Annotated in this window: 14 protein-coding genes; all 14 read right to left on the bottom strand. The window is 46.7% G+C overall.

Annotation, left to right across the window (positions count from 1 at the left end):
• Window position 1: 1 nt before the first annotated feature.
• The 14 genes from AAGR14_RS14745 to AAGR14_RS14810 all read right to left on the bottom strand — a co-directional run bounded on the left by AAGR14_RS14745 (window position 2) and on the right by AAGR14_RS14810 (window position 12,478).
• A complete protein-coding gene (locus tag AAGR14_RS14745; protein WP_342644994.1) occupies window positions 2–1,588 on the bottom strand; it encodes a hypothetical protein in 1,587 nt (528 codons plus the stop codon).
• 99 nt (window positions 1,589–1,687) lie between these two features.
• Window positions 1,688–2,557 carry a hypothetical protein gene (locus tag AAGR14_RS14750; protein ID WP_342644995.1) on the bottom strand — a complete coding sequence of 290 codons (870 nt, stop codon included), beginning with the start codon at window positions 2,555–2,557 and terminating at the stop codon, window positions 1,688–1,690.
• 149 nt (window positions 2,558–2,706) lie between these two features.
• Window positions 2,707–4,644: an SGNH/GDSL hydrolase family protein gene (locus AAGR14_RS14755; RefSeq protein WP_342644996.1), complete on the bottom strand. Its 1,938-nt coding sequence runs from the start codon at window positions 4,642–4,644 to the stop codon at window positions 2,707–2,709.
• Between the two features lie 3 nt (window positions 4,645–4,647).
• Complete coding sequence (locus AAGR14_RS14760; RefSeq protein ID WP_342644997.1) at window positions 4,648–6,576, bottom strand: hypothetical protein; 1,929 nt, start codon at window positions 6,574–6,576, stop codon at window positions 4,648–4,650.
• A 30-nt stretch (window positions 6,577–6,606) separates the two neighbouring features.
• On the bottom strand, window positions 6,607–6,843 hold the full coding sequence (locus AAGR14_RS14765; RefSeq protein ID WP_342644998.1) for a hypothetical protein: 237 nt from the start codon (window positions 6,841–6,843) through the stop codon (window positions 6,607–6,609).
• Between the two features lie 3 nt (window positions 6,844–6,846).
• Complete coding sequence (locus AAGR14_RS14770) at window positions 6,847–7,401, bottom strand: hypothetical protein (protein ID WP_342644999.1); 555 nt, start codon at window positions 7,399–7,401, stop codon at window positions 6,847–6,849.
• A gap of 1 nt (window position 7,402) precedes the next feature.
• Window positions 7,403–8,173 (bottom strand): hypothetical protein, encoded by a 771-nt coding sequence (locus AAGR14_RS14775; protein ID WP_342645000.1) that lies wholly within the window; start codon window positions 8,171–8,173, stop codon window positions 7,403–7,405.
• A complete protein-coding gene (locus AAGR14_RS14780) occupies window positions 8,174–8,620 on the bottom strand; it encodes a hypothetical protein (protein ID WP_342645001.1) in 447 nt (148 codons plus the stop codon).
• Entirely contained in the window at window positions 8,601–8,861 is a 261-nt protein-coding gene (locus tag AAGR14_RS14785; RefSeq protein WP_342645002.1) for a hypothetical protein, read from the bottom strand. The genes AAGR14_RS14780 and AAGR14_RS14785 overlap by 20 nt, the downstream gene beginning before the upstream one ends.
• Before the next feature lie 7 nt (window positions 8,862–8,868).
• A complete protein-coding gene (locus tag AAGR14_RS14790) occupies window positions 8,869–9,300 on the bottom strand; it encodes a DUF5675 family protein (RefSeq protein WP_342645003.1) in 432 nt (143 codons plus the stop codon).
• An 18-nt stretch (window positions 9,301–9,318) separates the two neighbouring features.
• On the bottom strand, window positions 9,319–10,284 hold the full coding sequence (locus AAGR14_RS14795; protein WP_342645004.1) for a DUF6712 family protein: 966 nt from the start codon (window positions 10,282–10,284) through the stop codon (window positions 9,319–9,321).
• The gene (locus AAGR14_RS14800; RefSeq protein ID WP_342645005.1) at window positions 10,284–11,624 is read right to left on the bottom strand and encodes a hypothetical protein; all 1,341 of its coding nucleotides are present in this window, start codon (window positions 11,622–11,624) and stop codon (window positions 10,284–10,286) included. The genes AAGR14_RS14795 and AAGR14_RS14800 overlap by 1 nt, the downstream gene beginning before the upstream one ends.
• Window positions 11,621–11,923 carry a hypothetical protein gene (locus AAGR14_RS14805; protein ID WP_342645006.1) on the bottom strand — a complete coding sequence of 101 codons (303 nt, stop codon included), beginning with the start codon at window positions 11,921–11,923 and terminating at the stop codon, window positions 11,621–11,623. Before AAGR14_RS14805 ends, AAGR14_RS14800 begins: the two co-directional genes overlap by 4 nt.
• 258 nt (window positions 11,924–12,181) lie before the next feature.
• Entirely contained in the window at window positions 12,182–12,478 is a 297-nt protein-coding gene (locus AAGR14_RS14810) for a hypothetical protein (protein WP_342645007.1), read from the bottom strand.
• Window positions 12,479–12,495: the final 17 nt, after the last annotated feature.

The raw sequence follows: 12,495 nt of genomic DNA on the forward strand, positions 1-12,495 counted from the left end.
TTTACTGGATAAGGAAAGGTTGATACTGATCGTCCTGGCTGTCTACCGTGTACAGCTCATCGCTGAACCGGTACCCAAACTCAAAACTCACCGCATACAGGCCGGCGCCGTCTTTAAACTCTTTTATAGAATTAGTGGATAGTGCGACCGGGTAGATGCGCCCTTTGCGCCATAGCAGCTGATCCAGGCTAAGCGCCAAATCACGGAATTGCCTGATCACCGCTTTGCCCTGGTAGCCGCTGGCCACACTTTCGGAATGCACGAGGCTGCTGGCGTAGTTTACCTGCTCGCCGGCAATGAGCTTAAAGCCGGCCGGACTAACCCGCTCAGCGCTTTGCATTGTCAGCTCGTACTGGGTGCTGCCTTTGCCGTAGGTCGTCAGCGTTTCATAGGCACCTAAACTGCCCAGGTAAACGAACTGGCGCAGGTAGGGCAAATAATCGTAATTAACCTGGTAGTTACGGGTTTCGGTTATAACACCGCTTTGATCAGCGGCCAAAACTTCGTACCGTGATATGATTTTATCTGGTTGATAGGTATGCAGGCCGTTTTGCATCAGGCCTACCGGAAAGGTTATTTTATTATATTTTTCCTGGTAACCTACCTCATGCCGGCCGACAATTTGCGAGCTGCCATCTGTAAAATATATTACAAATCGCAGGTGTAAATCATACGATGCACTGTTTAGTAATACCAGCGTTAAGTATTGCGCCTGCTCAGGTACGACGCTCATGTATGCAGGTGCTGCAGTAAAAAATTTAAGCAGGCTACCGGCCTGGAATGCCGATGGCAGACTAAGCCCGGCCTGCAGCTCCTTACTGAAACCGCCGAGCAGCGCAACGCGGGTGGCTGTTGACTTGAGCTGCCTGATCACCTGGACGCTGCCATATACTTCAGCATACCGCAAATAGTACCTGCAAACCGATTTTTGATTAACCAGCGCATTGGTATAGTCGGGCTGATCAAAGCCACCAGCCTGGAGCATGCCGCTGAGCTGGTCGCCCAGGTCGATGCTGGCCACGCCGTTATCGTCAACATCGAGGTAAATCCCGCATTGCATGGCCGGTACTGGGCTTTCGGGCGTATAGGTCCAAAGCTCATAGTAAATCCTAAAATTTGGATTAGGTATGCGCTCCTCGGCAGCTTGCAGCTGGTTAAACGCAAAATAGCCATCGGTCGGACCAGTGGCAGTAATGGTGTAGACGGCGCCAGGCCTGCGCGCAGTGATCACCACCCAGTAATCGGTGCCATTACCATCAACGGTAGCCAAAAAATCACGGTTTAAATTAAAATTACCGTTCAGGCCATCGGCGATTTGGTTCATCCAGGCCTCGGCCGTTGGAGTATTACCACGTGCCGGCAGCTGGTACCCGCTGTCGTCCGGATTGGGTGCTACCGTAACCTGCAGTTTTTGATCGCCGTAAGCCAGCGAAAAGGTAAAAAAGTCAGGCGCGTAAAAATCAATAAACAGTTTGCCGGTAAATGGCTTGCCGGCCTGCTTGTAAAGCGCATCACTTTTAAGCTGGTAAACTACTGGGTTACGGCTAAATGATAAGTCGGCAGGTTGTTTTAGAAAGGAAATTGACATGAACTGGGCTGTAAATACAGCCAAGTTCGGGCTAACCTACAGGGAAAGAAAGGACCGCAAAAGGCGTAAAGAGCAGGCAAAGACTGCCTACTCTTTACTTCAAAGGTTCATTTGGGGTTTTATTCCTTTAACTATATACTCTGCAACCCATGTCGGAACCTCATTATATAACATTTCTGGGGGATATATTTGATCTTCAAGTTGTCCTATAGGATTAAGGTTTTGCAGACGCCACGTTTGGGTTGCAAACTCTGTTTCAGCTACTGAGCTGCTAATAATTACTAACTTCTCTTCCTTAAGATTAAGACTTTCAGCATATTTTAACACTCGTTCACTATATTCTATAAGAAGGTTTAAATTTATTGAGTTCTTCAAACCAACAACATGTAGCCTTTTAATTATCTCAAACAGTTCTTTTATATAATCAACTAAATCAATTCTATCACCGAGGGTTGTAAGCTCATCTCTAACAATTGCCTTAAATGTATAACTGGCGTTTAAGTTGTTTTTATGCAGAATCAATTTGTATATCGTTGTGTTATCTTTAATTTCATTTTCAACGCTTAGCGGCAAGGGACCAAAATGTTGATTATAATTTCTCAAAGCATACAATAATCTGTAAGCAAAAGACGAATCATATTCTTCAGAAGTTGCTTGTTTAAAATTTAGATAATTATTTGAGTCTTTACCATAGGTCCCTTTTAGGTACTGTTCCCAAAAATTCAGGAAAGCACTGAATGCAGCAAGGAAATCGCCCAATAAACGCATTACATCGGCCTTCCTATCACGTTCAAATAACTCTGGCCATTGGCGAATAGGAGCTTGAACGTTATAAAAACCAGTTGTTAATGCATTAAAGGATGCAATTCCATCAAGGATGTCTTTAAAGAATGTGACTTCTTCTTCTGATAATTGGTGAAACACGGTCAATTCGTGATTCGGACTGTTATATTTAGCCAAATTATACATACTGATAAATATAGATAATTAAAGCTTATTCTTTTTAATTGAAATTTGGCTTATAATTGGTAATGAGCTTTTATAGACTATTATTTTTTTATTCCTTTTTTGCATAGCAAATTATAAGCCCGGCATTGCGCCGGGCTTATAATCTTAAACTATAAACCGTACTTGTTTTTTAAGTAAGCATAGTTACTTGACCGTTCCTGCTCGCTGTTATCATCGCGGATGATAATTTCTGCTATTTTTGCATTGTTCAAATCTCCCAAACCGAGTCTACCTTTTCCAACGGTTAAAGGTGATCCACTCAGCATATTAGTAGACGGGTAATTACCTGATACTTTTGTGTCATTCATATAAAAATCAACATTACCATTGCCATCAGCTAACAACGTCAGGATGATAAAACTGTAGGGCACATTATCAATATTTGCACTCTTATCATACACGTTATACAATGCCTGGTTGTTATAAAAGGCGAGGTCGGCAAATAGGCCGGTTTGATCGCCCGTTAAAGAACCACCAGTGCCAATACTCATAATGTTCTGACCTTCCATTCCCTTACAAATAACCATCATATAAGTGCGTGGGCTGTTGGCTTTAATGCCGATAGGAACGGTCGTGCATAAAGGCGAGTTATTAAACTTAATAGTCGGCAAGCCGTTTAAATCAGCGGCGAGTTTAACCGGCAAAGCATTGCCCATATTAAACAAATGTTTGTTATTGCCCGATTGGTCGGCCCAGGTGAATGATGAACCGGTTACGGCAACGCCCTGGTCGGCCATATAGTGCGCAACCTTACCTACCGATGGCGTAACACCGCCATTAGCCTCCTGCGACCTGATGCCGTTGTTAATGTAGTATGGACTATCAGTTTTTCCTGCTCCCTGCGCTTTGACAAAGTACCAGTAAGGGTTACCAGGTATCATAGTAGTATCATCGAAAGACAATTCTGGACCACTATGTACCTCGACTGCATCATTAATGCTATTCCTGGTATTGCGCATGATGACGTAATTTGTTGCACCGGCTACCGCTCCAATGTTTACCGTTATCTTATTAACACCAGCAACTAATGCAAATGCCGGCGCTTTATGCTGCTGCTCTTCAGTACCGTAATATTTCCCCTTAACCACTGCCTCAATAGCTAATTGGATCTCATCCGTTTTCAGCACGTAGCCGGCATCGTTTAAATGCTGCCCATCACCTGAAAAGTAGTTTTGGTTGAAAGCGGGATCATACACACCCAAAATTGGATGACGGCCTAAATCTACCAATGCATTACATCCAAATTCGCTTTTCCATACTTGCCGCATGATCCTGTTACACTCTTGCCGCTGATTTTCGCCCGCAATAACACCTATTCCATAAGGCTTCATACAGGCCGTCATCGTCAATACAACGGTTTTAAAACCGGCATCTTTAGCAGTTGTAAAATACTGCTTAAGGTTATTGTACGTGTCCTGCACGCTTGTACCGTTCCCTATAATATCATTCACGGGGTCACCCATAAACAATACATTTTGATCGGCATCGCTTTTGTAATGGATCAGCACAAAATCGTTAAAACGTGCAATCATTTGCTCAACGCTTTGCCCTGATACAGCGGCGTTGAAAAAGCCAGTGTAATTTGAAGGTAATCGTGTTTTTAAAACGCCTATCGGGCTTTTGGTTGCCGGATCACTCGAGCCTTGTCCAAAGTTTAAGCTATTGCCGTCACTACCTAAACTAACATTACCCACTGGTGTTACTATCTCAGGCAGTACCGCAAAATTTACTGCCGCGTCATCAGCGGCTAAAAAATGATCAGTTTCAGCCTGGCTTAAAATCAAGCCGGCTGAACTTATCTCGGCTACCCCGGTAAGCTGATAAATGCCGTTAACCAATGATAGCTCTAACTTACCCTCGCTGCCTGGTGCCACAGTAGCTACCACCGGCGCTTCGGTATTGGTTGAGCTGATATTGAGCAATAACGGCTCATCACCAACCCGCGGCGGGTCAAAAGGCTGAATAGTTATAACAGCCTTTTGCTTCACCGGTGCCGGGTTGGTTTGCTGCGTACTTGCCGCAATCAAAAGTATTTGAAATGGTTTCATAGTCTACAGTCCCCATTTTGTATTTAGGTAATTCAGATTCTTCAGGCGGGCAGCATCGCTGATATCTTCGCTGATAATGATTTCAGCTATCAAGCCTTTAAAGTTTGGAATGTTGGCAGTATGTCCACCGCCCACTCTTAATGTTGCACCATCAGGCATATTTTCAGTAGATGCGTTTCCTGTTACCTGGGTATCATTGACGTAAAAGGTAATATTTCCGCTTCCGTCGTCAATCACAGTAGCTACTTGCCAGTCTAATCTATCCACGTTATTGCTTAACAATGGTCCATTCACGTGATACCCCATGCCAGGAGGATAAACGGCGATATCGGCAAACACATTTTTAGGATCATCTCCGGTTTGACCTGTACCAATACCCATAACGTTTCCGGCGCCTACCTGCGTTCTTTTGAATAGCACCATTAACATCTTTGGCGTTGCTGCTTTTATGCCAATCGCTTCTAACGAATTTAATGGTGAATTATCAAAGCTTAATACAGCTCTTCCATTTAGCCCATTAGGAACAACAACCGGCACGGCTGCGCCCTCCGCTTTCAAAGTAATATCATTGCCGGACTGGTCAAACCAGGTAAAGCCATCTGCCGAACTAACACCGGTATCTGCTCCATAATAAGCCAGACTGTTTAAAGCTGGTTGCAGTGCTGAAGTAAACGGCTCGTCGTTGGTAGCCCAGGGTGAAGCATCCAGAGTGATCGTTTCCTTAAGCCTAATACCGGCTTTATGAGCGGCTAAGAACATATCACCGATGACCAGCTTCATAACCTTGCGTACAGAATCATAAACAACAGGCACCGGCACTGGGCTGTCTACCGTAACATCTAACGATCCTTCATAGCGCAACGCCTCCGTAGCACTACCGCCAGTGATGGATAGAAAACTTTGCGGGGTGTTGTCATCCATGGTAACAGTCGGTGCCACTTGGGATTGCTTAATAGGCTTAAGCGTTGCGGGATTGCCCGGATCGGTAAAGGTTTTGTACTCAAATTTGGTTGTAGCCGGCGTTTTTACGGTCACGCCATCGGCCTCATAAGTTGCCGGTACCTCTACCTCTACTTTGTACCGGTTAGTAGCCACAGGCCTGAAAACTCCGGTGTAGAATACATCGGTGGTAAACTCTTTACCGCTGATCCCGGTTGACTCCCATTGACCGTTAACATTCTTTTCCCAGTCGATACGCGACGTTGGTGTACCGGCAGCATCTGTTTTTAAAGTTGCAGTTGATCCTGCCGGAACATTTGCACTGATGGCCTGCAAAGAAATTTTAGCTGGTTCAGCCTCAGCCAGTACAGCCGACATTTCATCTGACCAGATAGTTTGCCCGTCTGCACTTTCCAGCTCAAACTGATAGCAGCCCTCATTCAGTTTACTGGCCATCCGGAACTGGAATGACGGGCTTACTTTTTCTTCAACTAAGGAACCATCTTTATAAACGCGAACCTTTTTAATATTGAAGCCTCGCACAAAGAACTTAACCAGGCCATCAACAATAGTAGTAATGCCCTCCGATTGCGTTAAAATATGCGGTGCCAGCGCGGTGGCTGAAGCCTCGCTGATGTATTTTTTACCAAAGCCACCCACAGCAACTATAATAGTGGTCACCTCTAAAGGGTTTAAAAGCATCGGAAAGCCATCAATAAACAGTGTTTTGCCGCCGTTGACTGGCTGCTTCACATCTAACACGTATACCCCGGCCGGTCTACCGCCCTCAGTAAACAATACAGCATCATCGGTCAATTGCAGCTTTTTAAAATTGCTGCCTGACTCCAGTTGCCATACGTCACCGGTAAGCGGCTCGTAATCTTTCGGCACGAGGTTGGCATCTCCCAACGCTTGGGCGATGTATGTTAAACTGGCATCCACATCCTGGATAGTGATGGGAGCGCCCTTTGTCTCATTTGTGATAATTGACATAAATATAAATTGGGTTTAGGGGTTGCGTAATTAAGGTGCTACAAAGCCGGCGTTTACCAGGCCGCGCTCAATTTGTTCTTCCCCTTTGGTAAGGCGATTTTTCAGTTCTTCGATAACTTCATCTTTTTGCAGGAGCGCTGCCTGCATGGCGTCGATAAAGGCGTTATGTTTGGCAACTACTTCGTTGGCGTCCTGCGCATTCCATTTAGCCGGGTTATACTTACCGTCTGCCGGCTTAAGGGCATAATTAATTTTAAACTCTTCCATAGGTTAGGTTGTAGGGTTTAGGTCGTATGGGAAAAACTCATTATCAACATCGAGCCAGGTATCATGTGATACTACCATGTCGATCGGAACTTTAAGAGTGAACTGGAATGTGTACCCGTAGTGGCATACCTCCATGGGCCCCACCGGTTCGTAAGGCAAAGCAGCAATAGAGAAAGAAACAAGCGGTTTGATCAGCTTTTTGTGCCGGGCATCGTTTTTCATTTTGGCCAGCATCTGCCGGCCTATGGCCAAACACTTATCCTGAGCCTGGCTGATCGTTGCCAGGTCGGCGAGATCAACTTTTTCCAAGATAGTAAACTGGCCTTCGATCTCCTGCAAGTAGCTGTCGCTCCGGTTTTCATCAAACTTACCGCGCATGGCATCCAAGGCAACCATGGGCGTGGATCCGGTGTTGCGGATAGCCTCATCAATGGCGCTCAGGTCCCAGGGCATCGGCACAAAAAAGAAAGCGTCCTTTTCTTTAGGGATATGCCGGATATCTTTGTGCCTGATAGCCAGTGCCGTGAAGTAATTGATATATTCTTGCTCGCTGATCATGTTAACTGGCTTTTTTAAGGTTCTCTTCGCGCTCAATCAAGTTCTCCAGGTGGGCTAAAAAGTCGTATATATTTACTGCCCGAGTATACCTGAGGTCACCCAATGGTCCACCAGACAGTGAAAGTGTGATATCGAAGCGCTTTTTTGATGGCTTTCCCTTACTGGAAAACGCCTTTTTATGGGCTGCAGTAATGAAATTCCGGCATCCTTCATAGTTAAAAAGCACCGATATTTTTACGATCAATGGCAGTTTTGCTACCATTTTAGCCCGTTTTGCCACCCCGGCATCGGTTAATGGTACCCGAATGTCATTATTTACACCAGCGACGCGCTTTTCACGGTACAACACGGCGATAAGTGCATCCAGGGCGCCCACATCCAGCGTGGTTTTATATTGCCAATACAAAAGCTCTGTATAATTAAAGAACTCATGCGCTGTAAGGTTACTGAGCTTATCGGCAGGCCCGTAGAGCGTAGTAAGCCAGTTTAGCTTCAGCTTTGGGGCCAACCACCGGTCGAGCTGGTTTTTTTCGGAAAGAAAGCGCAGCGCTGCGGCCAGTTGTACCCGTAATGACTCAGGGAACCGGGCGAGCAGCGCAGGTTTCATCTCGTAAAACACCGGTACGGCCAGCTTTAGCTTATCTGAATCGGGCATGGCGGACTGGAGCACCACCAGCCAGGCCTGCAGCTGAGCGAACGAAACTTCGTTCCAGCTCGCCGGCGCCTGCAGGTGGTGCGTTTTACCGCGCAGCTCAAAGCTTGCTTTGTTCATTTAGGCAGCTGCTTTAAACTTTTGCTTGTAATACCACTCCAGCACATAAGCGCCGTCGCTCCAACTGAGCTTACCATCAGCTGCCACCTGGGCAATTAAAATGGAAAGGTTATGTAGCATAGCGCTTTTTATGTTACCGTCGAGCGATTGCAGCGCCTTGATGGCCGATGCCGTGATGACCTGCGGATCATCCTGGCCGGCGACCGCTTCAGCCAGCTTGAGTTGCAATAAAATTTTTGGTAATGCCAGGCGCAGCGCTTGCTTTAACTTATCGTCGACCGTTGTTTTGGTAAGCGAGGTTAAGGCATCGGCAAAAGGCGAATCGACAAAGTTTTTAATAGCCTCGGTAATAACCACACCGGTGTGAATGGCATCTTGCAGATCCGGGTGGATACCGGTAAAAAAGGCTTGTATGCCTTTCCATAAATTACTCAGGAACTTTTTCATTGGGTTTAGGGGTTTTGCGTTTGGATAAATAGCCGTCGATCTGTTTAGAGAACCATATCGCCAGCGTTAAAAATGCCAGGGCACTACTGCAGCAAGTGCCAAAGCCTGCCACCATCTTCATCAAAAACTCATCGGTAAGTAAGGCTTGAAACTTGAAGAAAAAGCCGGAACTGAAACCGGAGATGATACCGGTTTTAGGATTGTGGCGTAAATGCCAGTACAGGTTCACTAATAAGGTCATAGCCGGTTTATTGGATGGTGATAAAAATTTGCTCTTTTTTGATAACTGCCTGGTGTAAAAGTGCCATCAGTCCGGTCATAGCCATACGGCTTTGACCTACCCAGTCAGTATTCTGCTCATAGCCTACCAGGATGCAGCCTTCGGTATCTTTATCGGTGTTACCGGAGTGGATCCGCACCCCTTCGTAACCGGGTACGTTAACCAGTAAAGGCAAATCTTTCTGAAACCGGTTAGAGAAGGTAATAACAACCTGGTACCGGCCTTTCGGTATTGCAGTTTTGGCGTGTACTTTGATTTTGGCAATGTCGGCCGGCTTCATGGTTTGCACCAGGTCGCGGTCCTTGTCTTCCAGTGTGTAGCAGGTAAAGTGGCTGTTTACAAGCAGCTGGCCGAGCGTAGTGGTGTCGGATTTTGCTTTCCGAATTAGGGTTAACTCCATTATGATAAGGTTTAGGTATTAGACAAAATAAAAACCGCGATCGTCGTCGTTTAAGGTCGACCGGGTGTCGAGCGTAACAGGACGGACACCGGGCAGCTTAGTGCTGTTATTGTATATGTATTCGCGCAGCCTGGCCAGGCTTGTTTCGGATTGCTCCTCCATTGCCGTCATGGCCATCACCAGGCGCCGGGTATCAGCCGAGGTTTGCCTTTCGACATTTTCAGCGCCGGCGCTCAAGCCTACGGAATTAACAAAAATCCCGTTGGCATCCATCTTAACCGCCTGGTAAGGTATAGCCTCAGCAATAGCGGCAGGCGCCACCACATCAGCGATGTACCGGTGCAGCGTCAAATCATCTTCGGTTAGCTGCTGGGCAAGCATCCGGCTTTTAAAGCCGGTAGTGAACTCATTACCCAGCAATGGCTCAATATACTGGCGCTCAGCATTCCTGATGAAAGACTTTAACGAACGGAACAAAACAGGGTTATTATCAATGTATTGTGCCTCGTTAAAGATAAGCGTACTATGCACAAAGCCGTTTAAATTGCTTCTACGTTCCGGGCTATCAAAATATTTGGTAAACGTTCTAGGCTCACGCTCCATGTACTCCAGCAGGGAGTCGAGCGCCCGGTACCCAGCCATGCGGGAATCATTCACCAGGGCAGCGATCTTTTTATCTGAAGCAATTTTATACTTCTCATCCTGGAATACCATGGTACCCATTTCACCGAGCTTTACGCTTCCGGACGATACATAGCCGGCAATTGCCAGGTTAGCCTCAGCCGTCCTGGCCAGGCTGGCGGCGTGGCCTATCAGGTCTCCACCTCCAGCCACCAGGATAGTGTAAGTGTCGCGGCCAATAGCCTTGTGCAGTTCATTGAATGCAGTATCCCGGACAAAGGATGCAATGCTTTCAAATTTCATATTGTGGACCACGGAGCTGTTGGCTCCCTTTAATTGGTCTATGTTGCTGATCAGGATCATTAGGCAGCTTTAAGTTGTGAGGTTTGGTGTGATTTATCCAGGGTTTCCAGCTCCACTTCCACAGTTTTGAAAGTGAGCGTCGGGTATTTTTCTTTCCAGCCGTTGTAATCGGCGATAAAGTGGAACGGCTCCAGCACTACGTCCCTGTAAGGGTTTTGCAGCGCGCAGTATAAATTGAAAGCGATCCGCTTATCAGAGCCGCTGCCGGCGCCCATGTTCTTACCGGGTCCCTGGCCCACCAATGTAGGATCCAGGCCGAGCGCGCGCATGAGGTGGGCGCTGGCCTCCTGGCTGTCTTCCAGGTAAGCGCCCTCTTTAAACTTATCATCGATCACCTCGATTTTCCATCCGGGCTGCACTTTACCCTCAGCATCAATGCTCACCTCGTTCATAATCGACTTGCCGGCATTTTCTACGTTGGTCAGCCTGTCGTTAATCTCGGTGAGCGTTTTTCTTTTAAGCTGCATTTGCTCCTCTTCGGATTTATTGTGCCAGCCCTCGTAGTGGTTCTCCCAGTGATTGGACGGAATGGTAATCAGGTATTTGATGTGCATCTGATTTTTCATCAGGTGCTGCTTAAACACCGGTATTTTTTCGGCAATGGCCATCCAGCCGGATGTGCGGAAACCGTCCCAGGTGGAAAGCTGGTAATACGTCTTACCAGGTGAGGGAAACGATATCGGATAAACAAACCGGTTCGATGTATTTTTCTTTATGTCCTCGACCGCATTCCAGTTGTAAGGATCAATCACCGGCAGGATTAGTGCATTGTCTTCTTTGACCATACCGGTTCCCCAGTTAGGACTGATCCAGCATTTTTCGATGATCCCTTTATCGTTTTGAACGGACCAGCGGCAGTGTGCAGCTTCGTTCACCCCGATGTAAGCTATCTCGTCACCGCCCTTACTTTTGATCAGATCAGGAAACACGTTCCAAAACCAAAAGAAATCGTTGTAAGCCTCGCGCATATAGCGCTTGGTGGGTATCGAAGACAGAAAAGCCAGGATTTTTGGATCATTACAGAACTCATCTTTGAGCGTACCGGTCGCGGCATCGTAGGACCTGGTAAACGGCAGCACCTCTTTACCCAAGGCAGCGCGTGCCTTCCACTCCAGTAGCGATGGCAGCTCCGTACTCCTGCTCGACATCTCAATGATGTTTTGCGGAAACAGGTTATCGTCGCCCCAACTGGCGTAAGGCGTGATATTATTGAGCAGCTCAATCTTTGGCTCCGATGGGCGCACGGCCGGCATCGGGCCGGCGCCCATAAAAACGCCTGCCCGTATGCCGGGCAGGTAAGCTACATCATCAGAAATAATAAGGTCCAGGCGTTTACTCATAAAATCACGGTTTTACCGTTGAAATACTCAACTAATAGCGGATGAAACTTCCGGATCTCGTTTGTGCCTACGCCTACCAGGTTGCGGGTATAATTAGCATGATGCGCAGGATTGCGTATCGTACTGTTACTTTTTGCAAAGCCGTAAAGTACTGCAGCCTCGTAACTGATACGCTGGCCACCGGTACCCTCTTTTTTGTTGGCGGTTACAAACGTGATCGAAAAAGGTATCAGATTACCGTCATCACTGCGCATTTGCATGATCTCCAGCATATCGGCTACCCTGATCAGGTCATTCATAGCACAAAGGTGCAGGCACCGCACTGGGAAAGAAAGGACCGCAAAAACCGCTGAAACGTTTGCAGTCAAAAAAACACTAAAACCATATTGTTCAACCTGTTAAACCTGAAACGTGACGATTTTTGCTGCACTTTCGCGGAGTTGAGCACGCCACGCACTATCGCGACAGGGAAAGCGGCGGGCCAAAATTTACGATATATGACAAAGGGGGTGCCTGCCTGGTCGGCGGGCACCCCCTGGAGGCTTGGAGGTAAGGAGTTAGAAACCTCCTTTAAAGATAACTTTGATACCAGATGTATTAAATAACTTATTGGCGAAGTTTGATGCTGCTTGGTCAGCCAACGCATCAACGCTTATGTGTGGTCTTAATTCCATCAACTTTACCGCTTCGGGATACCACTCATCCTCAGTTATATTATCAATCTTATCATCAACGAGCTCGTGGAAGCCGTCAGGTATATCTGTGTCGTAGTCTATTTCATAATGTTGAGAATTGAATGCCCGCTCCCATGCCGACTCAAGCTTTGTCTCTTCAGATGTTTGTCTTTTTGTCATACTTGAAATTACTTAAA

The organism is Mucilaginibacter sp. CSA2-8R (assembly GCF_038806765.1).
Lineage (GTDB): Bacteria > Bacteroidota > Bacteroidia > Sphingobacteriales > Sphingobacteriaceae > Mucilaginibacter.